The following is a 25,138-nucleotide window of genomic DNA, read 5'->3' on the forward strand; positions in this document are numbered from 1 at the left end:
TGTTCATCAGGGTCAGGTACGGAGCGGCGAAGTACCACTCTTCATCCGATACATCCGTTGGGTAAGGCCTGCGATTTTTCATTCCGCCAGGATACCAGGTCCGACATAAAGTGCCTAACACCCTCTAGAAATGCTGTCGGGCAGGCTGGATTCTACGACCACCGTGATCCTACTAGGAACACGCCGAGGCGATGCTACGGTCCGCTTGCGACCGGCCCCCTTCCTGTCCCTGCCAGCCGCGTCAACTATGCAGGGTGACGGGACTTACCGCCCAATCGCTCGCGCCACCGCACGAGTCTCCGAGTCACTTGAATCAAGCCGGCGACATCGGCTCAGGCCGCGCGCTGGCGGCGCAAGCGTTGAGCACCATCACGCAGGCACAGTCGCATTGATACCCCGCTCCTTGCGATCTTCGTCGCTTCGCACCCCCGACTCAAGGCCGAAGTCTTCGACCCGAATAGGCCAGACAGCTGCTCGTGCTCTTGCTCCTTGCGTTGGGGCACCGTGTTCCTAATAGGAACACGCAGCTCGTGACCAATCCCGCGGTCCGTAGAACCGCGGTCCGCGTGAGTCTCAGCCGCCGCTTTTTCCCAGCCTTCGCGCGACACCACAGTGCGCTTTCCCTGTGTAATCTATGATGTGTTACTAGACGAACACACGGGAAGAGCTGACGGGGTCTCATTTCGCGCGCTCGTCGGGGTAGGTGAAACCGCGACCCCCTAGTGAAATGACTCGCCGACCGAGCAGGGCGACCTGTGAACGTAGGCGGACAGACGTACCCCTTTCATTGCCGGACTCCGAGCAGCGTGTCCTAGTAGGACACGGTCAAGGGTAAGCTCGGTGCCATGCCATGCCGTCGACAAAAGATGCGACCTTGGCCCATCTCTATCTCACCCTATTGGGCACCTTCGCAGTAAAACCCCACCGTTGCGAGCGACGTCGGAAGCGTGCGGCCGCTCATTAATTTTCGGTGCGCCTGATGGCGTCGCAGCGCTGGTCGACCGGACGGGCAGCTCGCCCCTTTACGCCCGTGCAATGTGTTCCTACCCGCAACGCGCACATCCGAAAACCAACGCGATCCCAGACCTGCTGCGCCTAGAGACCAGAACCCGTGTTCCTAGTAGGAACAGATTGCGTCACCTCGTTTCGGCGTCGGTGGTGTCCGGCGCCGTACCTGGCGTTACCACACGCCCCGCTGATTGCTCGATTCGATAGGGCGGAGCCTGTCACAACAGTATTACTACGTGAACACACAAAAAAAACCCTCCGAAGAGGGGACTTCGCGTTCGCTCGCTACGATTACGGGATATCAGCGAACAGCTCATTTATCACCGACCGGATGCGTTCCTCCTGTGCCTCGGTCAAGATGGCGCTCTTCAGCTTGACGGTGAAACTCACCGAATCCTTCGTTATGCTGCCCGCGTGAGCCTTACCTGCATAGACCTTATGAATGTCTCGATTCGTGGTCGGCGGCGCGGCTCCGCGTCGGAGCATGGACCCCTCGAGAAGCTTCGCAAATTTGCTCTGCTCAAGGCTACCGCTCACCAGCTGCTTCCAAAGATCCGCCGCGACTTCGGACGCCGACTGACCGAATTTCTTGAGCACTGTGTTCGTGTCGCTCGCGGCGTTACCGCTAAAGAGTCCAGGGCTCCGCTCCAGGTCTTCGAGCATGAACGTCGGAAGGTTCTCGAACGCCATGTAGCGGTAGAGCGAGCTGCGGCTAAGGCCCATCGCTTCCGCCATTTTCTTCCGGTCCGGAAACTCCTTTTCGGCCCGACGCATCGCCTTCCCGATCTCGTAGTCGGTTAGGTCTTCCCGGCTAATATTCTCGGTCAGCGCCATGACGGCCATATCGGCGTCCGTGACATCGACAATAATGACCTTGATGTCTTCGAGTTCAAGCAACTGATGTGCGCGCCAACGACGCTCACCAGCAATCAGCTCAAAGTACTCTTCGCCGTCCTGCAACGTAATGCGACGGACCAGTACCGGCTGCATCAATCCTACTTCCCTGATGCTCTCCGCAAGCTCCCGAAGTTTGGCTTCGACGAATCGGGTTCGAGGCTGCCAGGGATTTGGTCGAACCTTGGCGACAGGGACAACGCTCTGCGCCCCTTGCGCTTCGAGTTCTGCAATGCGCTGCTCAGCCTGATTCAGCTTGGTCATCAAGCCAATGCCTGTTTTGGGCCGGTTGTTGTCCCCTGTCGGCTCTTCAATGTGTCTTTCCGCGGCCGGCACCAAATTCTGCGTGTTTGCCTTAAGGCGCTCGCGCATGTTCATTCTGTTGTCCCCCACTTGTTGGCGTAAAAATCGTCCATCCAGCGACAATACTCTTCAAGAGGTTCGCGAATACGGGCAAGCGTCTTGTTGCCGCCCTCCCATTTCGATACATCGAACACCGTCGATAACCCCACCGCGCCTGTGCTCATCACCGAGCTTGCCGGCACTTCGGTCTGGCTCATCCAGTGGCCATATGCCGCCTGCACCCAGCTGCGAACGATCGGGGCCGAGGAGGTCGAACTGTTGTCAACGCGCGAAAGCAGAATACTGACGAAGTCGAACTTCTTTTCGCTGTCGCCGCCTTCTCTGAACGCCGGCGTCATGTCGTTGAAGAGGCTCCAGAACGAGACCGAACTAATGAAGTCCAGACTTTCCGGAACCAGAGGCATCACCATGCTGTCCGCCGCCATTAGCCCATTGATAGTGAGATACGAGAGCGACGGCGCCGTATCGAGAATGATGTAGTCGTACTTCCTGCGCAGCGGCGCCAAGCCGTCACGAAGAATGGACCAGAACTTGTATCCCTTAACTGTTTTTACTTGCGAGGGAATCCAGAACTCAGCCGCGAAAAGCGTTGGGTGGGCTGGAATGACATCAATCCCGTCCCAGTACGTCGGCTGCACAACGTCTTCGAGCTCGGCCTCGTTCGGTTGGTAAATGAAAGGAAGTACTGTATCGTCCTCGCCCAACATCTTCTCTGCATACAGGCCGCACAGCTCAGTGAGCGACGCCTGCGGATCCAGGTCAACCAGCAATACCTTGCGCCCGCGCAGGCTGAGCCCTTGCGCAATGCACATGGTGGTGGTGGTCTTGCAACTGCCCCCCTTGAAGTTCGAGGTGACAACAATTCGTCCCGCTGCTTCGCCTTTCTCCAGCAGCGGTGACTTCTTGATCGGAGAGACTTGCTGGACCCATGCCCGCGTCTCGGCAAGGCTGAAATTGCGGATCCGGCCATTGCCCTGGACCTCTCCTTGCGGGAGCGTGCTGCCCTCCCGGGTCGCTAGGTAGTGAAGCCTCGCGCGGTCGATGGCGCACATCTCCGCCACCTGAGTAGACGTGAATGTCGGGGCATGCTTCCGCGGATTGGGCGTCAGAATGTCCTTCCTCAGGTCGCGGGTTAGCTGATCGAGTTTCTTCGAAAGTTCTTCCACGCCGTCAAGAGTGACGGTTCTATTGAGTTCTGGAAATTCACTCTTCACTAGCATATTCGACGCTCCCATCGAAATTCTTGATGTTGCGTAGAATAAGCGATCGAGGGGAAAACTTCATCCTTTACTTTAAGTTTTTCGAAAAAATCGACGCGTCAGAACGCGCTGTAAAGGCTTGGGAAGATCCCGCCGAGCTCAGCAACGACGGAATGGTGATCCCCGCCAGCAGCCCATAACCCCCCTCGCTGGAGGGGACCGAAAATCAAACGGTTGTGTAAGGCGGTTGTAGTCGCAGAAATGGCGTATTCAAAAGAGCAAGTCTTCGTTCGGTGAGCTTCCAACGGACCCGCGGTTCCCCCGATCTACGCTTCGATAGAAGGGCAAAGACACTAAGATTGTGGCTCCAAAACGTTCGCCTGACTCAAAGTCACCAGGATTGTGCGATCTTCCGAACACGGGGAAGGCAAAGTCACCGAAATTGTTGGCTTCAGCCATTTTGCAGGCTATCTTAAATGGCGGTAACCCGCTAAGGCCTACAATTTTTGTGACCTTTCTCGGCCCAGAGAACGCGCAAACGTCCATGCTCGCGGCTTTTCTGCAAACATAGGGTGCCCTGCCAACAATTTCGGTGACTTTTCCTGGCGCATCATAGGCGCTCCTACAATTCTGGTGACTTTGCCGCCGGAGCTCAATGGGCGCCAGCAACCGCTCGCAAGAGGCCCCTGACCCATTGCAATTCCCAACCGCGTCAATAGCTTAGCGTGCATTCGCCACGGCAATCTCTATTCCCCGACTCCACTCCGATCGCCGGGGCTGCCGAGCGGCGCCGAGCGGACCTCGAAGCGGCAGATCTCCACAGTTTCGGTGACCTTTTCCAAGACCATGTCTCACGTCGCGATCCTACAATTTCGGTGACTTTGCCAAGTTAAGGGCACTCAAGCGCACGGACGGATCTGCAATCTTCGTGACCTTGCCACGCCAGACATGAGCGGCACTGTCGCGAAGCCTTGCCGCAACAGGGGTCTTGGCGTACGGAGTGTGCGCTGGCGCAAACAATTTTGGTGACCTTGCCGGGGCCCAAACTGCCCGAGACCAGCCTCCGGCAGGCCTGCCACGTCCCCCCCAACAATTTTGGTGACCTTCGCCACAAATCCGGTGACCTTTCGATATCCGCGCCCGGCTCTTGAGACAAATTGAGTGACCTATCTGCACCGAACGATGACTTTGCCGCACAATCCCGGTGACCAACCGAGCCGCTGATGTGACCTTTCCAAGCTAAGTTCTTGATTTTATTGCAGTGCGTTATCACTAGTATGTTGGTTTAGTTTTCTTAAAGACACTAACTACCAAACCAAACCGCCGCGAAGTTCGCTCGGCCAAACACATACTCACAATCGCGATTGCTAACGCCGGTCTCTTGAAAACGGGGGGACTGAAAGGTCACCAAAATTGTGCTCCTCCCGCCGGCAACCCACGGTATTTGTCGGCGCTCGGCTCCGTTTGTCTGCCACCTCCAACTGCTGCAGAACGCGTATGTTGCGGCGGGAACAACTTTCTATCAGGCAAAGTCACCGAAATTGTTTTGACATTTCGACCTTACCAGGTCACGCTCCGGCCCAGACCAACTGGAGAGGGTATGGATAGCGCGGCGCATCAACTGGCTCTGGCCTTGTTTGAAGACTACACGGCCAGAGGCGAAAGCATTGTTGCGGCACCCCATGATCTGGGCTTCCGGCGAAGCAACGCTTTCGTCAAGATCGTCGACCTTAGCCTCGCGGCCCGCCGTCTTGTCGATGTTGCGTACTTCCTGGTCGCAGACGACCCTGAAATCCGCAAGGAGTATCGCGTCGATTTTGGGCTCTTCAAATGGTTGATGTGCACCACGAGCGAAAACCGGCGGCACCTCACCAAGCTAATTCGCGAAGCCCAGAAAGCCGCGATCGAGTTGACCGAAATCGACGTCGCGGACCCCACTAAAGAGCGCTGGGGTTCTGTCCCTTTGATGGGCTCGGCATTTGTTGACGACGGTGAGTTCACCTTTGAATTGGCGGAGCGGCTTCAACGAGCCATAAAAAATCCCAGTGCATCGCACTTCCTGAGTCTGCGCTACGTTTTCAAGTCTATTCACTCGAAGGTTCTTTACGACCGGCTCCAGCCATACATGGCAGACGGCGTGACGCCATGGTTCGAGGTCACCGCCATGCGCGCCTTGATGGGTTGCGAGACCAAGACCTACGACCTCTTCAAGCACTTCCGCAGCAAGGTGCTCGAGATCGCGATGACTGAGATCCTGGAAGTTACGGGCATTCGTATCGACATGCTTACGCAAAACGTTCCGGGGTCCAAGCGCATCGGCCAACTACGCTTCAGGTTGCAGGGACAGCGCCAAGGCGATGAGCAAAAAACAGCGCTCGTCGTGCTTAAATCCCTTTACGACACGCTGCGCAAGGAGTTCGCGCTCAACAGGGCGGAGTTCAACGAGATCATTGCCAATCGTTCGACGTACACCGATGACCGCATCAACCAAGCCATCGAATACACGCGACATATGGCTGCCCGGGGGAAGGTTAAAGTGCGCGCAGGCGGTTATTTCATGAAGGCGTTACGCGAGGACTACCTGCTGGGCACCATCGACAAGGACATCCATCAGCAGGCTCTGGCGCTTGAGTCCACTCAGCAGGTAGCGCAGCAGGACGCCGACACACGTGAAGCCCAACTGAGCGCCGCGGCCAACGACAAAAAGCAGAAGGAAGTGGCACTTGGCTGGGACCACTACAACACGCTCGCTCAGGAAGAACAGGCAAATGTGGCCGCAGAGTTCGCGACAAGCCCCGGCGCAATACTCATTGCGAAAGTGATTAAGGCGGAGCCGAAGGACCTGCTCGCGCAACTTACAGATCCCAAGGTGTACAGCGCATTCGGCTCCTTCGTTGCCGGCAAGATATCGCGGAAGGCGAAGGCTGCGCGAGTGTCTAAAGCGGTCGTTGTTGACGAGGCGTGAACCTGCAGCAGGAACCTGCTGTGTGCCCGCTTACCGACAAAGTATAGGGCCCGCGACCGATGTTCGTTTCTCCAGACAGGGTTGCATAGGAGGAATGCGGCTTCGCTCGGTCAATCAAATGCGCCCGCACAGATTTCAAGTGAGTTCAGCTGCGCGTCGCAGCCTTCTTAGGTGCAGAGAGAGCTCCTGCCCGGTGCTTCCGGTTGTAGGTCGCAAGCAACGCGTTGAGGATCGCTTCCAGTTCTACAATCCGCGTGGCGATCTGCTCGTAATTTGGCACGTCGAGGCGTAAATATTTTTTACCGGGAATGATCCTTACCCGCACGCCTTCGCGCACGACTGGCTTTCCAGTGGTAAGCACAGCAAACACTTCTTCAAGCGAACAATTCGCAGTGACGTGCGCAGTTCGACGAGTAAGTTCGGGTTCGCCAAGCTGGCGAGTGAGCGTTTGAAGCGTCTGAATATTTCTAAAAGATAACTTTCTATTCCTGAATACTTCAAGCACGGCTTCAGGAAGTCGTGCAGCACCTACCATCCTCGACACTTGCGGATACGAGATGTTCAGTTCGATGGCAATGGCTCGCAAGCTCGGCCACAGCCCCTGTTCAAGTACTGAGAGATAGAACTCACCAATGGCGATTACGGAAGCCCGTCTTGCGCGCAACTGCTCGTGCAACGCGATGGCGGCTTCGCGGCGAAGTGTCATGTCGTTGTTGTATTCCATGTTCTTAGCCTGCTCGTTAGGAACCGATCTATCTGAGACAGCAGCAATTGGATGCTGAAGGCGTTGTGAGTTACCCGTTTCGTTGCACCAGTGAAAGAGGTGTCTGAGCCGGCTCAGACACCTGTCTTCAACACGCGCATGCAAAAACTGAAATGCGTTTGGGAATAAGGCATTGAAAATAAGTGGAAAACTGCGCACACAACCAATCTGACTTCGTCGGGCAAACCGGACCGCCGACTGTGAAACGCGTGAAACAGTCGATGGGAAGATGCTACCTCCTTACAGGACAACCGATTTCCCCAAAAGCTCACGAATTTCTGCGTCATTTCACCTTAGGTCTCTGAGCCGGCTCGGCCGTCCGTGAACCTCTGGGGCCGCGCCGAAAAGCGGCGATAAATCGCATCTCTTTCGCATGATCGGCTTCCACCCTGGGCTGATTCAATTGAGTCGGCCCAAATGGATCGACCGTCATGCCCCTGTTCCGCAGCAAGAAGCAAATCGCCCTTTCCACCGCGCCTGGCGGTTACTCAAACGATGACCCTGAGAAGATCATCTTCGACATGGGTGCCCGTCTGCGTACCGAAGCCAATCACTGGAAGACGTTCTGTTTCATCCTGGCCTTTATCGCTGGGGGCGCGGTCTATACGCGGAATCCCCCCCCGTCGGTCGTCAAGGCATATGGCGTTTCGTCCGACGTCAACGGCCACGCAGTAGTCGCCCAACTGGCCGCATACAAGCCCGACGACCAGGCAATCCGCACTTCGCTTCGGGAAGCCGTTGAGCGCTGGTTCACGATCGAACCGGTCCTCACAGACGATATCCAGACGTCCCGCATGGCAAAGAACATCAACGGCATCAAAGCCATGATGGTTGGCAATGCGCGCAATCAGTTCGGCGACTGGGTCAAAAGCGACGCTCCATTCCAGGCAATCACCCTGAATCCGAAGCTGGTTCGGGAGGTACGCGTCACAAACGTTGCACTGCTTGAAGACTCGACCGGCGTCGTGGAATTCACAACCAGCACGACGCAGTCGCCTACCGACAGGCCTGTCGTCCAGAAATACGCCCTGACGATCCGCTATCAGATCGTCCCACCGACTTCCGAAGACGCACTCGGTTCGAATCCATTCGGAATGTTCTATCCGTTGTTCTCGATCCAAAAAACTCAATGATGATCGCCTCCCGCACGCTCGCTTTGTGGGCGGCCGCTTTCGCATGCGCGGCTGCCGTTTGCCCGGCTGTGAATGCAGCGAAGAAGGGCGTCGTGGCCCCGGCCGCTTCGTTTGACCTCGCCACGGCAATGAGCGACCCGATGAGCCCGGTGAATCCCTATAACGCCGGTTCGGACCCGATCACCATGCCGGGCGATGCTCGGATGGTCGTGTTTCCCTATAGCCGCGATCAGATCTACCGGATCATGACCGCGCCGCTGAAGAACACAACGATTGAGCTGGCGAAGGGCGAGCGCGTGACGACCGATCCAGCTATGGGTGACTCGATACAGTGGGTCATCGACACGGACGGCGAGAATCACCTCTTCGTGAAGCCAGTCAAACCCGGCCTCGTCAACACCCTTCACCTGACCACCAACCTGCGCGAGTACGACATGACGCTCGTGTCGTCGCCGATGGGCGGCCTGTTTTATCAGACTGTGCGCTTCAGCTACCCCGGCTCTGTCATGGCGAAGGTCCGCGCGCGCGAACAAGCGGGCGTTGGCCCCGAGGGCCACGGTGACGATTCCGAGGGCCGGACGGATTCGAGCCCAATTGGCGTCTCGCCCGACAAACTCAACTTCGACTATACAGTCTCCGGTTCGGCGTCGTTCCGTCCCGAGACCGTGTTCGATGACGGCAAGTCGGTATGGCTGCGCCTGCCCGCCAATGCACCGTTTGCCGTGCCCCTCGTCAAGGATCACGGGGATGTCGTGAGCCCGAACTTCATTCGGCGCGGCCAGTACATCGTCGTGCAGGAGATAGCCAACCAGATCGTGCTGCGCGCCCCGAATGAGGAAGTGACGATCAAGCGCGGCCGTGCAGGCCTGTTTGGCTTCTGAGGGGCGAGATGAACTCACCGACCGATCAGCAGAACAATCCGCACGCAAGTCTTTTCAAGGGGAAGTCGCCCCGCAACGCACTGTTTGCGGTGGGCGGCGTCGCCGCAGTCGTGATCGGAGCACTCGGCTTCTACTACCAGGTGAAAGAGAGCGCCAAGGTTGACGAACAGGCGGCGCTGCAGAAAAAGGCGAAGGCTGCTGAAGTCGTCGACAAGTCGAACAACACGCAGGACCTCAACAAGACGATCGACGACCAGTTGAGCGAGGCGCGCAAGATGGCGGCCTCCGAAGCGCGCGCGGCGGCCGCCGCACGCTCGTCCTCGCCCGCGGCTACGTCGAATATGGTGAATGTCGCGCCTGCGCTAACCGCCGATGGTTTTATCAACGATCAGCAGACCAGGCAGATTAAGGCTGACGCCGACACGGACGCGATCTTCGCGTCGCCGATCTTCAAACCGGGCCTGAAGGTCAAGGATACGGCGCGTGCGTCTACGACGCCCAACCCGTTGCCGGGAGTGCTCACGCCCGCTCAGGTCGCGGCCCAGCAGGCTGCCGCGCAACAGGCGGCGGGAGGGTCGGTCGCCGAACGACTCGCGTCGGCCTTCGCGGCCGCAGGAGCAGGACAGCCGCAGTCGCCGCGTCCATATTCGGGCCAGGACCACGATGCCACCTTCATCAGGAATGTGTCGGCGCAGTCCGGTAGCGACCAGGATTTTCCGCACGCCGGTTTTGTGGGCAAGGCGCATGGCTGCGTGCTTTCGCCTCCCCACCACATCGGCGTGCTCTCGACAGAGCGACTTAATTCCGATCGTCCCGGCACAGCCTCACTGATCGTCGAAAAGGATGTGTACGACAGCATCCGTGGCGACTGCCTGATGATCCCTAAGGGCAGCTTCATCACGGCACCGTATAGCTCTGACATTCAGCCGGGCCAGGAAAGCATTCTCGTAGCTGCGACGGAGTTGCGCCTGCCGAATGGCAAGCATGTCCCGCTCTTCGGCGCGCAGGGTGCGGATGGCGACGGTTCGGCTGGCTTCTCGGGCGATGTCAACAACCACTTCTTCAAGATTTTCGGGACGTCCTTTCTCGTCGCGATCCTTCTGCACAAGTACGACGGTGGCGAAACCTCCACCACCACGGGTCCGCTTGGTGTTACCCAGGTCGGCAGTACGGCGGGCCAGGTTGCCGCCACGACGGCCCAGTCAGTGCTTGAACGATACAAGAACATCCCGCCGACCATTACATCGGACCCAGGTGAGCGCCGTTTCATGCTCAAGGTCAATCGAGACATTGTGCTGGAGCCGTATCGCGATGAGTAAGCCGCTCGATAAACGTATTGCTATCGGCGGAATGGTTGTTGCGCTGGTCGCGTACCTTCACGGCGCCCAGGCTGCGACGATCGCTGAAGTGATCAGCCCGACAAGCGTTGTTCTGGCCGATGGCAACGCCCGCGCGCTCGCTTCGTTTGATGGTAAGCCCGTGTTCTGGTGCGGGCTGCAGGTGTTCGAAAAATGGGCGACGCCGCTGGTGGGTCAATCCGTGGCGAGCGATCCGGATACGGGTATCACCGTGTCGGTCGACTCGCGCGACGTCTCGCTCGAGCGGTTGCTCGTCGCGAAAGGCTGGCTGCAGCCAACCGTACTGGACGATGACGCCCAGGCCGCGATTGCCGAGGGCCGCGGCGGCTGGGCGTGCGCGAGTGCGACAGCTCCGTTTGAGCTGATGCATAGAAGCGTCGATCCGAAGATACTCGCGGGCATCGCCTTGAACGAGTCCGGTCTAAACGGGCGGGCCTGGCCCTGGACGCTGAACATCGCGGGGCGGGGCTTCTTCTTCAAGACCCGTGCGGATGCTTATCGCATTGTCCAGTCGCTGATCGCACGCGGCCGCAGCGACTTCGACGTAGGCGTAATGCAGATCAACTGGGCGTACCACGCGCGCCGTTTCGCATCGCCGTGGGACGCGTTGTCTCCGGCCACCAGCATCCGCGTTGCTGAGGACATTCTCAACGAGAACTACAGCAAGACGCACTCCGTCGCGAAGGCGATTGCCTATTACCACAGCGCCAATCCGGCTCCGGGGCAGGCGTATCTCGCGCGTTTCGCGCGGCACCTCAACCAGATCCAGGCCGGCCTATGAAACTCAACGTTTCCCGAACTGCTCTTGCCTGTCTCGCGCTGTTCGGCGCTATCACGGTCCATGCGGCGAACACTGACCCATTCGATTTCGATTACGAGATTGCAGGTGGTATCGCAGAACGTCCTGCGCTCATCTTCAACGACGGATCGAAGACTTACATCCAGCCTCGCGCGGGTCAGGTTATTTCCGCAGTCGGTGGCCATGCGGAAGGACCCTATGTCGTGGTCGATGGAACGCCCGAAACGATCACGTACACGGTAGCTGGCCGTCCTGCCAGTGCGCGCTGGACGAAGGCGAACACGTTCATCGGCGGCGGAGCGCGTGGCGCGCTCGCGGCGCTGCGCGACGATCAGCCCGCTGGCTTCGATGGCTTCACCAATCGCCTCGTTCTCATCGGCACACATGGTGCGCTTGAACCGGTCCGCGCGCTCAAGGCAAGCATGCCCGTGGCCAGCTTCGTGAAGGCGTTGGCTCCGCAGGGCTGGACCGGGTCTGCACAGAAGGATGTGGACATCACCGACGCAAGCGCCTTTGCCACGCGTGCGGGCGAGAACTGGATGCAGGCGCTCGATCGCCTGATGACGCAGACCGGACTGTATGCGGACGTCGACTTCACGTCGCGACACATCCGCCTGCACCGCGATGCGCCGAAGTCAGGCGCGCTCAATTATGCCGCTGGCGAGAAACCGCAAGCCGATGCGGTTGCGCAGACCGTGGCTGCGAGACCAGAGGAAGCGGCACCGACCGCTGCGCCCGCATCCCTGCTGGCCGAATACTTTGGCGCGCAGGCGATCCGCGACGGCGACGACACGCATACACAGATCCGCTTCGCGTCGAAGCCCACTGGGGAGCTGACGTTCAGAACGCCCGAAGGCCGTTCGCTGCATCCGAAGTGGGATGCCGGTACGAACGTGATGACCATCGAGCGCGCCGAGCGCATGGTCGTGTCAGACGGCACGAAGACGGTCGAGCTCGCGCGTTCCGCGGGGACCGTCTATGACTTCGACACCACAAGCCCCGCGCATCTCGAGGCTGTGTTCGACCGCGACGGCCACACGTATTTCAAGTTCGCCGAGTCCGTAGTGCAGATCCATGTAGCAGACGTGAAGCACCTGGGTTCGGGCGAGCAGAAGGGCCGGTACTACATGTTCAACGGCACGGCCGAACAGTTCATCGTCACCGCGGATGGCAATACCGTGAATGTCACCCGTCGCCACGATGTGAAGTACTTCGAGCGTGCCGCTCCGGGCTCCCGGCCTGAGCCGACGGCACCTGCAACGGCGGTGGCGAAATCGTGATGCACGGTGCGCGCATTTCCATTGTTTCCGTGGTCAGCGCGGTGCTGCTTGGCTGTGCCTTCGTTGCGCGCGCTGACTGCCTTGATGACGCTGCTGCCTACCGGCACGTCAGCGCACAACTGGTCCGCGCGATCGCACAGCACGAATCCGGCATGCGGCCGAACGCAGTGAACGTGAACAGCAACGGGACCGAAGACATCGGCCTGATGCAGATCAACTCATCGTGGCTACCCAGGCTTGCCCGGTATGGCATTCGCCGGGAGCACCTTTTCAACGCCTGCGTGAACGCCTACGTCGGTACGTGGATTCTGGCCTCGAACATCAGACAGTTCGGGCCGACCTGGAAAGCCGTGGGTGCCTATAACGCGGTTTCGACCCAGAAGCAGCTGATCTATGCCAACGCAATCTATCGCCGCCTGCAGCGGCAGGGGCAATAACGAATGAACGTTACCATCGAACGCAATGAACGGGTGCGCGTGATCGCGCGTATCCTGGCTGCACTGGTGCTAGTGGGCGCATCAGACTGGAGCCACGCCGCAATCGACCCGGACCAGTCGCACGTTGCGGCCCCCGCCGGCGACGGATGGCAGATCCTCGCGGCAGTCCCGTCGTCTCGCGCGACAACTGCGATTTCTGCACCAGCACCCGCGCCCGCGCCCGCACTCGCACTTGCACCAGCACCAGCACCAGCACCAGCAGTGGTTGCTGCACCCGTTGCGCGGACGGCATTGGATGCCTCGTCCTCACCGATCGCAACAGGTGTTGCCTCGGTGGTTCTGCCGGGCACACCGACAGCACCGGCTGCCACGCTGACGCTTTCCGTCTCGCCGCAGGACCTCAATCTGCGCAACGCGCTCGACCGCTGGTTGCAGACTCAGGGCTGGCAACTTGCGTGGAAGATCGATGACGATCTACCGCTCGAATTCAATGCGACTTTCTCAGGCGACTTCACGTCTGTCCTCACGCAGGTCATGCAGGCGACCAATCACATGCGCGTGCCCACGCGCGTCTGCCGTCACACGAACAACGTCATCCGCGTCATCGCGCGCGCGGCCAACTGCCAGGACTAACTCCATGCGTCACGCATCCATTATCAAAACTGGCCTTTCCGTCGCCTGCTCGCTGATGATCGCAGGTTGCGCGGTCAATCAGAGCGACATCAACGCGGCCTACGACGCGGCTCATCGCACCGGGAGCGATGCGATGGCCAATCTGCCCGGTTCGATGGCGCTGGTGGAAGATGTGCCGACAGCGTTCCTCGGCGACCGGCTTGTGCCCGTCGCGTATGAAGCGACGCTGCCCGCCACCTTCCGCGAGAAGAAGGTGACGATGCCTGCGAACATCGGTATCAGGCAGATTTCGACCCTGATCTCGGGCGCAACCGGTTATCCGGTCCATCTGAGCCCCGACGTGTTCGTGCCGCGCAGTTCGCTGGTGCCGCGAGAGTCAGCGGGCGGCAAGGGCACAACGACAGGATTGAACGGCAACGCCTATGAAGAGCCTGTCTACGGCCAGGTTTTCACGGGCTATGCCGGCGCGTATCTGACACGCATGACCGAAGACCTCGGTCTCGACTGGTCGTTCGACGGCTCGACCATCAACATCACGCGCTTTGTCACGCGCATGTATCAGATCGCCGCGATCCCGGGCAAGGTGTCGATCAAGTCGACCATGTCCAAGGGCATGGACACCTCGACGGGCAACCAGGCGAACGGCACCGGTGGATCGGGCGGCAATACGGGATCTTTTGCGGCACAGACGTCGACGGGGCGGGAAGGGGATTTCGACCAGATCAAGGCGATCAGCGATGCACTCGATAAGCTGCGCTCGCCAATGGGCCGTGTGACCGTGAACCCGCAAAGCCGCCTCGTGATGGTCTACGACACGCGTGAGGCGGCTGACCGCATGGGCAAGCTGCTTGCGCAGGAAAACGCCGTCTCGACGCGCCAGGTGATGTTGCGCGTGCGTACGCTGCAGATCGCGCTGAACAACGGCAGTCAGGCGGGCGTGAATGCCGACGTGGTGTTCAACTATATCCAGGGCGGTCTTGCCAAGTATGCGGTCAGCTTCACCTCACCCACGTCGCTCTCGTCGGGCGGGGGTACGGTCGGCCTGTCAGTGCTGCAACCGAATGCGCCGTTCTCCGGCACGAACGCCGTCATCAATGCGCTGAACCAGTATGGCCGCACGGTGCAGGACAACACGCAGACGAAGATGACGCTCAACGGCCTGCCCGTTTCGATCGCGTCGTTCCAGAGCGATGACTATCTGCGCTCGACCTCGCCGTCTGCGGGGAGCCTCAACGCCACGTCCGGTGGGGTGCCGGGTCTCACGCCGGGGACTGTGACCACAGGTGACTTCGTCAACATCCTGCCGGCGGTCAACGACCATAACCAGATCATCCTGTCGTACTGGGCCGACAGTTCGAAGCTCAATGGTCCCTTCACGTCGGCGTCGGTCGGCTCTGGCCAGACGCTGCAACAGATCCAGCTTGCGCACACGACAGGCAGCAAGGAGGACCAGACGATCGCGCTGTCTGATGGTCAGACGGTGGTGCTCTACGGTCAGATAACGGACCTTGCGAACAGCACGATGAATGGCGGTATCGCGGGTATCACGGGTCTGTGGAACAAGTCGAAGACCTTCCAGGTGATCATGCTGACGGCTACGGTCGTCCCGTCGATGTGAGCACGGGCATGCACATTACCGATCCGCTGCCGCGCGAGAAGAACGCGCGTCTGGTCTTCGGACTGGACTGGCGCGCGTATCCCGCAAAACAGATGCGCGCCGAGCGCCGCCGATACGCCGATGATTTCGGCGCGACGCACTACATCGAATACAAGGTCGGCAAGGACGCCATCGGTGGTTTCTGCGCACCTGAGACGGGTGAGATCAAGGGCGCGCGCCTGTATTCGGGAGCGGCGCGGATCGCCCAGCACGAACGTGTGAAGGGAAGGGCTGCCGTACTCGTCATGCTGCAGGATGACCAGCGCGTGCATGTCGTCTTCGTGGTGCGCGGTGTCGTACGCAGCGACGAGGTTCTCACGGTACCGAAGGCGCACGAAAGGCGTCTGACGATCGAGCAGGAATGCCTGCGGTTGAATCTGGCGCTGACCACGCTCGGTTCCGGCCAGGCCGTGGGAGACGTGGACGAGAGCTTCGGCGCGGCAGCGCTGCTTGACGATCGCAAGACTGGCCGCATCGCGAAAGTACCGGTCAACCTGCCGACACTCGTGCCGGTGCTGGTGATTGCCGCGGCCGTTGTATTCGGTGGCATCCAGCTGCTGGACCTGCTCAATCCTCCTGCACCGCCTGCGCCAAAAGAGCCGTCGCTGGAAGATCGATATGAGGCGCTTGTGCGTCAGACCTTCGCGGCAAAGATGCCGCGCGCCAATCTGCTCGCGCCAGCGCTTCTTTCCACGCTTGGCAACAGCGAATCAGTCGTGGCGGGCTGGGTCTTTGAGAAGGCAGTGTGCGCGACGCAGGGCTATTGCGCCATGACCCTTCGCCGATACGGCGGGAGTTTTGAGGACCTCCGCCAGGCGGCGCCCGAGGCGATGCGTCCGCTGCGCTTTGATGCGGATGGTCTGCATGCCGGAGCGCGCGGTCCGCTGGTGCCGGGCGTCGCGTTCGTGACAGCCAGCGACAAGAAGGCATGGCCGACCGAGCAGGGACTGATCGACGCCCTGCAGACACCACCGCAGAAGCTTTCGACCAAACCATTCGAGCTGATCAGTTACGGGTACACGGTTCACATCGAACCTGCGAAGCCGTTACTCGCGATCCCGCCGGGCGCAACCGGCCCGCGGCCCGCGCAGATGATTCGTGTCGGCACATGGGAGATCAATGGCTTTCGCTGGCAATCGCCGTTGCTCGCGAAGCTGCCATCGAACATGACGCTCGACTCCATGACTGTGGAGTTGAAGCTGAACGAACAGGGTGCAACAGGGAAGGCGAACGGCGGTGCAGGCGACCAGGGCGGAATCCATTTCACAGCGAAGGGCAAATACTATGTTCTCGAATAAACGGCTGACGGCGATTGCCAGTGCATTGACGCTGATCACCGGTGCTGCGCAGGCGCAACAGACGAAGCCGGCTTCGTCGCACATGCAGACGGCGAGCGTGCGCGTCCCCTCGGCCAGTCTCGACATGGGTTCGCCCGGGTCGCCAGGCGCTGCTTCGCCCTCCGCGGCTTCTCAACCGGTTTCGCAACCCGTCTCGCAACCCGTCTCGCAACCCGTCTCGCAACCGGCAGCGCAGGCGTTACCGGCTCCCGCTGCGCCGCACCTGTCGATCGACGAGATCGACCAGATTACCCGTTCGAAAATTGCACGGCAGCTTGCCGGCGATGGCGGGCCGCAGGGTACTGCTGTCACGCTCAACGCGCCTGCGCCTTCGACAGTGCCCGTCACTGCGCAGGTCATCAGGGCGACACCGCCGGCTTCCCACACGGAACCGGTGCGATTCGTTGGCGCTTTCAGCGATACGAGCGGAACGTCGGTGCTGTACGACTACCGCAACGCCTCCTATCCCGCGCATGTCGGCGTGAAGCTGCTCAATGGCTGGACCGTGAAGCGGGTTGATGGATTCGTCGTCACTGTCACCGATGGCAAGCGTACCTGGACCGAAACCATCAGCGGCGGCACGGCCAATACGTCCGACAACGCGCAGCAGCCGGGCAGTCCGACGCGAACGCTGAGTGATCTCGGCGGTCCGCTGCCTTCCTCCTTTCCCCTTTCCGCTGCCGCACGATAAACGATGAGCCTCTTCAACGGTATTGAAAAAGACGAGCCGTCCTCGCGCGGCATTCTTGGGCGGTTCCGCGCACTTCGCGCCGGGTTCACTGACGAATCCCCCGCGTCGATGCCTATCGCGGGTGCAGGCCGCAAGGAGGACACGAATCGCGAGCCGCGCTTCATGCGTAGGGACAAGCCACTCAAGGCAGAACCTGTAGACACGAAGCCGGGCCAGCCCATGACGTTGGGCATGCGGCTGAGAATGGGCGACGTCACTGACGTCGACGCCAATGAAGGCGACTCGTACGTGAGCGCCGGCGGTGATCCGTCACAACCCGAAGCGACGGCGCACCAGGCGCACGTTGAGCCGGCGGCTCATCACCCGGCTGAAAGGCAAGGGGTCGCGGAGGACGTCGCTGAAGCGATGCGCAATGCTGGTCCCGAATCAGCGATGGCGTCCAGCATGGTGGAGCGTCCCCTTGCTGAGCCCGCCGTGCAAAGGATGGAAGCGCATGACGTTGCACCGCGGGCAGTGCCGCCCACAGGGTCCGCCGACGAGGCACATGACGTGCACGAACTCCATGCACAAGCTGACGTGGTGTCGCAGCAGGCGGAGTTCCTGCCGTCAGGCCTGCCGCAACTGGTGGCCGCCGACGCACTGGGTTTCAAGCGCATCCTCAGTGAGCGCGGCCAGGATGCAACCCTGCGCATTACCGATGCGGCGCGCCGCGAGTTTGTGGCGGTCGAAGTGCAAGCGGGGATGGCGATCATCATCACGACTCGCACGTTCCACGAGTCCGCGCTGTATCCGACGTATGTGATGGATCTCGAGCGCGCCGACATCAAGGTGCATGAAGAGATGATCGCGACCGACGCGGTGATTGCCGCGATCTACGCGAGCGAGCGCAACCGCTCGGCGGCCATCCTTCCCGAAAGTTCGCGTGCGATCGGCACATTTCGCGACGTGGCCGAAGCCGCACACGCCTATGGCGCCGGCGATATTCACTTCGAGTACCGCGACTTCAACGACGATGTCGAAGTCCGGTTCCGCGTGAACGGCGACCTCTACACGTACCGCAAGCTGCCCAAGGCGCTGGTGCGTCGCGCGCTCTCGGCCGCCTATCAGGATCTCGTCGCGCGTAACACCAACTCGGGCGAGACGTTCCAGCCCACGGCGTCGCAGTCGGCGATGATCCCGCTCGTTGTGCAGTCCGACATCGTCAATATCCGCTGGCAGAGCTCGCCGCTCGTTGGCGGTTTCGATGTGGGCCTGCGCCTGCTCGACGGCAACTTCCGCAACCTCAAGGTGCTGATGCCGGAACAGATGGGGCTGCAGACGTCCCAGTTGCGCATCGTTCAGGCGCTGGGCAACGTCAGCGGCGGTGTCACGGTCCTGACCGGCGAGACGGGCTCGGCCAAGTCCACGTTGCTGCGCGCGATGTCCTTCATGCTCGCGTCTCGTGACCTGCGCAAGCAGTTCGCAGTCAATGAACCGTCCGAGTATCCGCAGCCGTGGCTCTCGGACATTTCGATTCCGCGTCGTCCCGATGAGACCGACGAAGAAGCGAACCGCAAGTGCGCCGAGGTGATCCGAACGCTGATGCGGATGGACCCGGACGATGTGACGGTCGGGGAGATCCGCGATCGTGTTGTCGCCGGGCTCGTGGCTGAGCTCGCACTCACAGGGCATCCGGTGCGTACCACGCTTCATGCGGATAGTGCGATCGGTGCATTCATGCGCCTGGCCGGTGGGCGCCTGCAGTTGCCGATGGACGAAGTGTCCTCGGAGAAATTCATTAATGCGGTCGCGAACCAGAAACTGATCCCCCTGCTGTGCCCCCACTGCAAAGTGCCGGCGCGCGATGTGATGCCCGCAGCGCAGATTGAAACGCTCGAACGCAAGTTCGGTCTGGACACCTCGAAGATGGCGTGCCGCGACGAAACCGGTTGCGAACACTGCCGCCTGAAGGGACTGTTCACACGGGCGGGCAAGGTCGCGGCCGGTACGAAAGGGCAGACGCTTGCAATGGAAATTTTTCGGCCGACGTTGGAGTTTCTGGAGCGCGCTGCCGAACGCGACTGGCGCGGCGCTGAGCGGGTATGGCGATCGGCGCGCACGACGGGGTTTGACAGCGATGACATGACGGGCAAGACGATCTACGAGCACGCGCTCTACAAGGCGTCGCAAGGCATCATCGATCCGCGCTTCATCGACACGGCGATGCGTCCGTTTGACGAATACCGGATTTTCGCTGACCGCGACGGGAGGATGCCGTCGTGATCCGCGGACTGACTCATACGCTCTTCATGGCGCTGCCGCAGAAGGAGCGCATGCGCATCGCCAGATGGCGCTTCCAGAAGGTGCGCGAGACCTTCTATCGCGAGACACGTCTGGACGTGGCGGCCAAGGGGCTGCGCAATCGCGAGACGCTGCTCGAGCGGCTGACAACCCTCGAAAAGCGTCATCGCTCGCGCAGGTGGCTGACGTGGCCCGTGTTCAATGCGGTGGCGAAGCGCATGGTCGCTGGTGACGACTTTGCCACCGCACTCAAGCCGTTCATTCCGAGCCAGGAACACGCACTGCTCGATATCGCCGGTACGTCGACGCGCGAAGACGCCGCGGTGCGCGGGCTGGAGCTCGCAGAAATGGCCGCGCACGCAGAGGGTGTGCTCGCGTCGACGACGTCGCTGGAGATGGCCTATCCGGCATTTCTCATCGTCTATCTCTACATGTTCTGCATGCTGTTCGGCGGAGAAATTTTCCCGGCCGTCGCGGACACGAAGCCGGTCGATCAATGGCTACCGGTAGGGCAGACGCTCTATGCGATCGACACGTTCTGCTACGAGTACTGGTGGCTGAGCGCTGCGATCGCCGCGGGTCTGGTGTCGTTGTATTTCTGGACGCTCAAACGCTGGACCGGACACTTCCGCAACCGCGTAGATGCATTGCCGCTGATGTGGCGCAACCGGCGCGACCTGCGTGCTGCGCTGCTCATCGTGTCGCTTGCAGGTCTCTTCGATTCGAATCTCGTCCTGCGTGCTGCGCTCGACCGGCTTGCGAAGACCGCAGACCCGTGGCTCTGGTGGCACATCGACCGCATGAGCCGGCGGCTCACGCAACGCCCCGATGAACCGATGCGGGCGCTCGACACCGGCATCTTCTCCGAGGTGGTGATCGACACCATCGCCGACGCGGCGGGGCGCGACCAGTTTGTCCAGGCCATCAAGAATCTGGGCCGAACATCGCTGGACCGCGTCGTCGCCACCGTGCGCCGAAATGCACGTATCACGCATTACGTGCTGCTCGGCTTCGCCGTCACGCTGTTTTTTGTGCTGGGCATCGGATCGTACGCTGCGACCGGCGCTGCGAGCTTCGATTCTTCCCCGACTACATCCGCTGTATCCAATTGACCGAGGCAATGAGAAAAATGAACAAAAACCCGATCCAGAATCAGACCCAGGAACAACGCAAGGCCGCGATCCTGCGCATGGGCCGTCGGCGCAAACAGTCCGGCGAGCTGTCGATCATCGAAGGCGCTGCCGTGATGGCGGGTGCCGCGCTGCTGGCACTCATCGTATATGAGGGTCGCAGCTTCGTGATGGATCGTATCCACGCCCACCAGTTCAAGAGCGAGTCGCAACTCTTCCGCAGCGGTATTCAGGACGCGACGGCGAGCGACACCGATTTTTCGGCTGAATCGCTGCTCACGCTTGCGCAGAATCACGCGTTTGATTCGGCCGGTAGCCGGGTGAACAAGACGTCCGGCACGCTGACCGGCATCTTCGGTGGCCCGGTGACCGCCGCGGTCGCGACCATTTCCACGACCGACGATGCGATGGTGCTGACCTATCCGGTTCCGGCGACGGTCTGTTCGCTCGCGGTGGGCGCGGTGGCAGGCGCCTATACCAAGGTGACCGTCAACGGGACGACCGTCTCCGATCCCAATACGACCTTTAGCCAGACGACTGCGGGAACGGCGTGCAGTTCGAGTGGTGCGACGGCGAGCATTGCGATGTACGCGACGCACAACAACTAAGGATAGTCGCCCATGTTCAGCATCGTTGAGATGGTGGTCGTGCTGGTGGCCGCTGCGCTGATGACGACGGTCGCGATCAAGGAAGACGCAGCGAAACGGCGCGCGCAGGTCATGACGGCCGAAGGCCAGAACGAGGCGGTCATCAATTCGGCGTTATCTGACTGGGTGACCAACAATTACGCGACGCTGATTGCAGGGGGCCCTGTCGCGGTGGTCGCCAGCCCGCCGACGCTCAATGACCTCTTTACGCAGGGAAACCTGAAACAGCCGCACGCTGCGGGACCGTTCTGGGGCGGGTCGTACGTGATCAGCATGAGTGTCGGGCCTGCAACGTGTACGGCGAGCGCCGGTGACTGCCACGTCACCTACGTCATGTATCCGTCGAAGCCGCTCACGCGAGGCGGGGTGCCGGATATCGTCGGCGCGTCGCAGATTGCGCAGGCTGGCGGCAATTCCTTCGGGTACTCGAAAACGCAGAACGCGGGAACGATCACTGGCCTGAACGGTGCATGGACCGCTAACAATCCGCTGGGCAATGTCCCGGCCGCGATTCTTGCGACCAACGGACCGACCTCGGACGGCAACTCGGTCTATATCCGGCGCGACGGCGCGCTGACGTGGACGGGAGACCAGAACGTCAATCACGTGAGCCTGCACAACGTTCACGATCTGGATGCAGAGGGGACGGTGAGCGCGGCGAATGTTGGAGCCACGGGCGCGGTGGCGGCAAGCGGTGCGGTAGCCGCGGGCACGACGGTCACGGCTGGTACGACTGTCACCGCCGGTACGACGATCGGGATGGGCAGCGTGGGATGGCCAAGAACCGCTTGCCCGGCGGTGAATGCCATGGCCGGGGCAAGCGACGGTTCCGGCCTAGTGCTGTCGTGCCAGAAGGTGTCGGGCGTTCTGCAGTGGATGCCCATTGGCGGGCCGAAGCTGTGGTACGGCTACACCGCTATTCCCGACGGGAACGGTACGTTCGTGCCCAATCCAGTGTGTCCGGCGGGCGGGACGCCGGGGATTGTGGTTTCCGGACAGAGCACCTACACCGACCCGACCGCCTCGATCCACTACAGGGTCGATGGTACGGGCCCATGGACGGTCTATATCGTGGATGGAAGCCCAGGCGACAACACCGTTATCCCCGGTACCGCCGTTGCGACGACGTACTGTTCCTATTGAGAATAGAGAAAATGACAAAACTGATAATCAGGATGGCGCTGGCCGTCTGTGCGGTGCTTTTAAGCCATGCTGCAGTGGCAGGGCCGGTGAGGTGCTCGGTCAACAATCAGGACTCGACGTGCGTCGGTCACATAACAACGGTCTGGCAGACAGCACCGACGTGTCCCACAGACCCAGGATGGACGACCGTAGCTGCGGCGCAGTGGATCGGATCGCAATACACCGCTCCGCAGTGCAACTATCAGGCGCCCCAGGGATGTCCGTCCGGATTTACGCAGACCTCGCCACCGGTTTGGACCGGGTCTAACTGGACGCTACCCCTCTGCCAGCCGGTAACGCCGCAAAAACCCACCATAGTGTCGGCCACGGGATTCTGGGTATGGGCGGATTGTGGCTCCTACCTCGGTGGGAGCAAAACGGGTCCGATACCGCTAGCGGTCTATAAGGATATTTGGTCCGATGGGTCAACCACGTACTATCAGTTCTTCTTCGGTAAGCAATACCCCGTATCGGTCGACAGTCAAGGTCGATACTACGTGAACGAGTTAGGCGACAATTGGGACACGGACCAGGGTAATGGCTACCCGCTTGCGTCTCTATATGAGACGGCTGCCGGTGATCCGAGTGCTTCGATTCCACCGCAGCCCAATTACGCATGTTCTGGTTCCAATCACTAAGCGATACCGGAGTTCGCAAACGCTATAAAACGTAGACTCAAAAAAAAGCCCCATCAATTGCTGATGGGGCTTTTTTCGCCTGGAGGGAGCTTGCCAGGCCTTGGGGACTATCAAAAATCCATAGTGTCAACCGACGATGTTGCCGGTCGTGAAGGTGAAACTGCGGCTGAACGGGGTTCCGTTGATGGTCCCGGTAATCGACACCGCGTACGTCGAATTCGGCGCAAGTGGCGACTTGGGGTATGCCACGCCTTCGTAAGCCGCGATATCGTTGTTGGGATCGCTGGAGGAATCCAACACCTGCAGCGTGATGACGTTGCCCGACGTGTCGGTCATCGTCGCCGATTGCAAACGGATCGTGTCCGTCAGATTGCCCGCAACGGCGACGGGGGTGCCCCAATTACCCGAAGTATTCGGCGGGGTTGGGGTTTCACCGCCTGCTGAATAGGCAACGCCAGTCGTGCCTTGGCAAGGGAAGGTCAAAGGCACGCTCGTCAATTTGGCTTGCGCGTTCGCGACACTGATCGACGCATAGACCTCCGGAAAGCCATTGAACGTCGTTTCAGATTCGCCGATGCCGATGGATGTTGCCGGCGACACCAAGACGCCGATGTGATAGACGCCAGAGAGCCAACCATAGACTAGCTGTTGGCCGCATTGGTCTTCCGTTAGCTTCGCTGGGGTATAGAAGCCACCGCTCACACCCCCAACCGAAACAGTCTGCGGATAGCCAAAGTGCGCCGCACGGTCGCCATACGTCACGCCGGTGAAGCCTGCATTGCCCGAAACTTCTGTATCCGAGACACCACTGTTCAGCGCAGCCAGATACTGAGCGTGAGACTGTGTCGCCTGATCCAGCGCCGCATTGTCCTGAAGGGCCGAAAAGCCGCACTGCTGCCGTTGCTGGTTCAGCAGATTAAACGCCGCGAGCTGTGCGCTGCCCGCCGCGTACTGCGGCGTCGATAGATTCGTCACGGACGGGGCACTGGCGCCTGTCGGTGCTGAAGCGCTGCTGCCGCCGTTGCTGCTACCGCTGCTGTCACCACCGCCCCCACCGCCGCCGCATGCAGCCAGGGCGAGCACAGCCGCGAAAGAAATGGCTGTCAGAGTGGAAATGTTCTTCTTCATTATTGAATCCTTGGATTTGTTGTTGGCCGTGCACCTTGCGCGACCTTGATTCCATCTTACCGACGGGCGTGCAAAGTCAAGTTCCCGCCCCGCCGCGTTTGGCCCTTCGCCAGGCGATCGGACTCACGCCAGATTTGGCGCGCCATTCTAGTGGTAACGGAAAGTTTGAGTGAGGCTTGAGGCCAAACGTCGTCTGAGGGAGGAAAACAGCGACCTCGAGACGGACATCCCTGTTCCTACCGGCGTCTGCGGGCGCGTCGGTGAAAGACTCGCAAACCAACGAAGGCGGCAACCAAGCCGATACCAGTAATGGTTGGCCCGGCTTTCGCGAGTTGCGGGACGACCCGGGTGGCCATATACAGGGCAAATAGCGCGATTGAGACTCGACCAACCCATGGCGCACTCAAAAGGGACAGTAGAGGCGATGGCTGGCTGCTCACATAGTGGGCGTATCCCTCGTTGGCCTTTTCGAGGTCGAACTCCGTGGCATTCACTGCGCGCTCGCTCCGGTAGAACCTTTCGTATCGCTCAAAGCGCCCGTCACCGCGCCCGTCGAGCCATGCAGCGTTGCTCTCCCGCGCCAGGTAGGCGTAGTCATCCATCGTTGCGCCTAGTGAACGTGTCCTGCGTGCCACCCGATCGCACCGATAGCATCGGCGATGATGCTACCGTCTGCCTCGGCGTAGTACGCGCCGGTTTCAGGGTTTTGCCAACCGAACTGGGGCCGACCATCAA

The 25,138-nt window shown here is 60.4% G+C and carries 20 protein-coding genes and 1 pseudogene; 15 read left to right on the forward strand and 6 right to left on the reverse strand.

The features are described 5' to 3' along the window. From AB3X96_RS37115 to AB3X96_RS37125, 3 genes and pseudogenes are all read right to left on the reverse strand, one after another. Window positions 1-82: pseudogene (locus AB3X96_RS37115) on the reverse strand (IS5/IS1182 family transposase); the annotation flags it as partial. Window positions 83-1,299: 1,217 nt separating this feature from the next. Continuing rightward, complete coding sequence (locus AB3X96_RS37120) at window positions 1,300-2,280, reverse strand: ParB/RepB/Spo0J family partition protein (RefSeq protein WP_152854520.1); 981 nt, start codon at window positions 2,278-2,280, stop codon at window positions 1,300-1,302. Further along, window positions 2,277-3,485, reverse strand: a complete 1,209-nt coding sequence (locus tag AB3X96_RS37125; protein ID WP_368593646.1) for a ParA family protein — start codon at window positions 3,483-3,485, stop codon at window positions 2,277-2,279. The genes AB3X96_RS37120 and AB3X96_RS37125 overlap by 4 nt, the downstream gene beginning before the upstream one ends. A 1,579-nt stretch (window positions 3,486-5,064) precedes the next feature. Between AB3X96_RS37125 and AB3X96_RS37130 the strand changes: the two genes are divergently transcribed. After that, a complete protein-coding gene (locus AB3X96_RS37130) occupies window positions 5,065-6,429 on the forward strand; it encodes a replication initiation protein (protein ID WP_152854522.1) in 1,365 nt (454 codons plus the stop codon). Window positions 6,430-6,574: 145 nt separating this feature from the next. Here AB3X96_RS37130 and AB3X96_RS37135 read toward each other — a convergent pair whose 3' ends face one another. Then, complete coding sequence (locus AB3X96_RS37135; protein WP_368593647.1) at window positions 6,575-7,153, reverse strand: hypothetical protein; 579 nt, start codon at window positions 7,151-7,153, stop codon at window positions 6,575-6,577. Window positions 7,154-7,623: 470 nt separating this feature from the next. Here AB3X96_RS37135 and AB3X96_RS37140 point away from each other — a divergent pair, with 470 nt between their 5' ends. The 14 genes from AB3X96_RS37140 to AB3X96_RS37205 are packed head-to-tail and all read left to right on the forward strand — an operon-like array spanning window position 7,624 to window position 22,598. Next, window positions 7,624-8,325, forward strand: coding sequence for a type IV secretion system protein (locus AB3X96_RS37140; RefSeq protein ID WP_368593648.1), 702 nt, complete (start codon window positions 7,624-7,626; stop codon window positions 8,323-8,325). Continuing rightward, complete coding sequence (locus tag AB3X96_RS37145) at window positions 8,322-9,206, forward strand: TrbG/VirB9 family P-type conjugative transfer protein (protein ID WP_368593649.1); 885 nt, start codon at window positions 8,322-8,324, stop codon at window positions 9,204-9,206. The genes AB3X96_RS37140 and AB3X96_RS37145 overlap by 4 nt, the downstream gene beginning before the upstream one ends. A gap of 8 nt (window positions 9,207-9,214) precedes the next feature. Then, window positions 9,215-10,525: a TrbI/VirB10 family protein gene (locus AB3X96_RS37150; RefSeq protein ID WP_368593650.1), complete on the forward strand. Its 1,311-nt coding sequence runs from the start codon at window positions 9,215-9,217 to the stop codon at window positions 10,523-10,525. A 31-nt stretch (window positions 10,526-10,556) separates the two neighbouring features. After that, window positions 10,557-11,345 (forward strand): transglycosylase SLT domain-containing protein, encoded by a 789-nt coding sequence (locus AB3X96_RS37155; protein WP_368593691.1) that lies wholly within the window; start codon window positions 10,557-10,559, stop codon window positions 11,343-11,345. After that, entirely contained in the window at window positions 11,342-12,643 is a 1,302-nt protein-coding gene (locus AB3X96_RS37160; RefSeq protein ID WP_368593651.1) for a TrbG/VirB9 family P-type conjugative transfer protein, read from the forward strand. The genes AB3X96_RS37155 and AB3X96_RS37160 overlap by 4 nt, the downstream gene beginning before the upstream one ends. Further along, window positions 12,643-13,080, forward strand: coding sequence for a lytic transglycosylase domain-containing protein (locus tag AB3X96_RS37165; RefSeq protein WP_368593692.1), 438 nt, complete (start codon window positions 12,643-12,645; stop codon window positions 13,078-13,080). Before AB3X96_RS37160 ends, AB3X96_RS37165 begins: the two co-directional genes overlap by 1 nt. Window positions 13,081-13,083: 3 nt before the next feature. Further along, complete coding sequence (locus AB3X96_RS37170) at window positions 13,084-13,713, forward strand: toxin co-regulated pilus biosynthesis Q family protein (RefSeq protein WP_368593652.1); 630 nt, start codon at window positions 13,084-13,086, stop codon at window positions 13,711-13,713. Between the two features lie 4 nt (window positions 13,714-13,717). Further along, window positions 13,718-15,331 (forward strand): type II secretory pathway protein, encoded by a 1,614-nt coding sequence (locus AB3X96_RS37175; protein WP_368593653.1) that lies wholly within the window; start codon window positions 13,718-13,720, stop codon window positions 15,329-15,331. Between the two features lie 8 nt (window positions 15,332-15,339). Beyond that, window positions 15,340-16,668, forward strand: a complete 1,329-nt coding sequence (locus AB3X96_RS37180) for a hypothetical protein (protein ID WP_368593693.1) — start codon at window positions 15,340-15,342, stop codon at window positions 16,666-16,668. Beyond that, on the forward strand, window positions 16,655-17,398 hold the full coding sequence (locus AB3X96_RS37185; protein WP_368593654.1) for a hypothetical protein: 744 nt from the start codon (window positions 16,655-16,657) through the stop codon (window positions 17,396-17,398). Before AB3X96_RS37180 ends, AB3X96_RS37185 begins: the two co-directional genes overlap by 14 nt. Before the next feature lie 3 nt (window positions 17,399-17,401). Beyond that, on the forward strand, window positions 17,402-19,660 hold the full coding sequence (locus AB3X96_RS37190; protein ID WP_368593655.1) for an ATPase, T2SS/T4P/T4SS family: 2,259 nt from the start codon (window positions 17,402-17,404) through the stop codon (window positions 19,658-19,660). Beyond that, complete coding sequence (locus AB3X96_RS37195) at window positions 19,657-20,790, forward strand: type II secretion system protein (RefSeq protein ID WP_368593656.1); 1,134 nt, start codon at window positions 19,657-19,659, stop codon at window positions 20,788-20,790. Before AB3X96_RS37190 ends, AB3X96_RS37195 begins: the two co-directional genes overlap by 4 nt. 17 nt (window positions 20,791-20,807) lie before the next feature. Continuing rightward, window positions 20,808-21,416 carry a type 4 pilus major pilin gene (locus AB3X96_RS37200; protein ID WP_368593657.1) on the forward strand — a complete coding sequence of 203 codons (609 nt, stop codon included), beginning with the start codon at window positions 20,808-20,810 and terminating at the stop codon, window positions 21,414-21,416. Window positions 21,417-21,428: 12 nt separating this feature from the next. After that, the gene (locus AB3X96_RS37205; RefSeq protein ID WP_368593658.1) at window positions 21,429-22,598 is read left to right on the forward strand and encodes a hypothetical protein; all 1,170 of its coding nucleotides are present in this window, start codon (window positions 21,429-21,431) and stop codon (window positions 22,596-22,598) included. An 803-nt stretch (window positions 22,599-23,401) separates the two neighbouring features. Here AB3X96_RS37205 and AB3X96_RS37210 read toward each other — a convergent pair. Continuing rightward, on the reverse strand, window positions 23,402-24,403 hold the full coding sequence (locus tag AB3X96_RS37210) for a CAP domain-containing protein (RefSeq protein ID WP_368593659.1): 1,002 nt from the start codon (window positions 24,401-24,403) through the stop codon (window positions 23,402-23,404). Window positions 24,404-24,639: 236 nt separating this feature from the next. After that, on the reverse strand, window positions 24,640-25,005 hold the full coding sequence (locus tag AB3X96_RS37215) for a hypothetical protein (protein ID WP_368593660.1): 366 nt from the start codon (window positions 25,003-25,005) through the stop codon (window positions 24,640-24,642). Window positions 25,006-25,138 lie beyond the last annotated feature (133 nt).

The sequence above is a fragment of the Paraburkholderia sp. BR13439 genome, from assembly GCF_040948805.1.
GTDB lineage: Bacteria > Pseudomonadota > Gammaproteobacteria > Burkholderiales > Burkholderiaceae > Paraburkholderia > Paraburkholderia youngii.

What these genes read in the sequence shown, in the direction of transcription:
- AB3X96_RS37120 (WP_152854520.1), bottom strand. Translation starts at nt 2,280, where the DNA reads ATGAACATGCGCGAGCGCCTTAAGGCAAACACGCAGAATTTGGTGCCG.
- AB3X96_RS37125 (WP_368593646.1), bottom strand. Translation starts at nt 3,485, where the DNA reads ATGCTAGTGAAGAGTGAATTTCCAGAACTCAATAGAACCGTCACTCTT.
- AB3X96_RS37130 (WP_152854522.1), top strand. Translation starts at nt 5,065, where the DNA reads ATGGATAGCGCGGCGCATCAACTGGCTCTGGCCTTGTTTGAAGACTAC.
- AB3X96_RS37135 (WP_368593647.1), bottom strand. Translation starts at nt 7,153, where the DNA reads ATGGAATACAACAACGACATGACACTTCGCCGCGAAGCCGCCATCGCG.
- AB3X96_RS37140 (WP_368593648.1), top strand. Translation starts at nt 7,624, where the DNA reads ATGCCCCTGTTCCGCAGCAAGAAGCAAATCGCCCTTTCCACCGCGCCT.
- AB3X96_RS37145 (WP_368593649.1), top strand. Translation starts at nt 8,322, where the DNA reads ATGATGATCGCCTCCCGCACGCTCGCTTTGTGGGCGGCCGCTTTCGCA.
- AB3X96_RS37150 (WP_368593650.1), top strand. Translation starts at nt 9,215, where the DNA reads ATGAACTCACCGACCGATCAGCAGAACAATCCGCACGCAAGTCTTTTC.
- AB3X96_RS37155 (WP_368593691.1), top strand. Translation starts at nt 10,557, where the DNA reads ATGGTTGTTGCGCTGGTCGCGTACCTTCACGGCGCCCAGGCTGCGACG.
- AB3X96_RS37160 (WP_368593651.1), top strand. Translation starts at nt 11,342, where the DNA reads ATGAAACTCAACGTTTCCCGAACTGCTCTTGCCTGTCTCGCGCTGTTC.
- AB3X96_RS37165 (WP_368593692.1), top strand. Translation starts at nt 12,643, where the DNA reads ATGCACGGTGCGCGCATTTCCATTGTTTCCGTGGTCAGCGCGGTGCTG.
- AB3X96_RS37170 (WP_368593652.1), top strand. Translation starts at nt 13,084, where the DNA reads ATGAACGTTACCATCGAACGCAATGAACGGGTGCGCGTGATCGCGCGT.
- AB3X96_RS37175 (WP_368593653.1), top strand. Translation starts at nt 13,718, where the DNA reads ATGCGTCACGCATCCATTATCAAAACTGGCCTTTCCGTCGCCTGCTCG.
- AB3X96_RS37180 (WP_368593693.1), top strand. Translation starts at nt 15,340, where the DNA reads ATGCACATTACCGATCCGCTGCCGCGCGAGAAGAACGCGCGTCTGGTC.
- AB3X96_RS37185 (WP_368593654.1), top strand. Translation starts at nt 16,655, where the DNA reads ATGTTCTCGAATAAACGGCTGACGGCGATTGCCAGTGCATTGACGCTG.
- AB3X96_RS37190 (WP_368593655.1), top strand. Translation starts at nt 17,402, where the DNA reads ATGAGCCTCTTCAACGGTATTGAAAAAGACGAGCCGTCCTCGCGCGGC.
- AB3X96_RS37200 (WP_368593657.1), top strand. Translation starts at nt 20,808, where the DNA reads ATGAACAAAAACCCGATCCAGAATCAGACCCAGGAACAACGCAAGGCC.
- AB3X96_RS37205 (WP_368593658.1), top strand. Translation starts at nt 21,429, where the DNA reads ATGTTCAGCATCGTTGAGATGGTGGTCGTGCTGGTGGCCGCTGCGCTG.
- AB3X96_RS37210 (WP_368593659.1), bottom strand. Translation starts at nt 24,403, where the DNA reads ATGAAGAAGAACATTTCCACTCTGACAGCCATTTCTTTCGCGGCTGTG.
- AB3X96_RS37215 (WP_368593660.1), bottom strand. Translation starts at nt 25,005, where the DNA reads ATGGATGACTACGCCTACCTGGCGCGGGAGAGCAACGCTGCATGGCTC.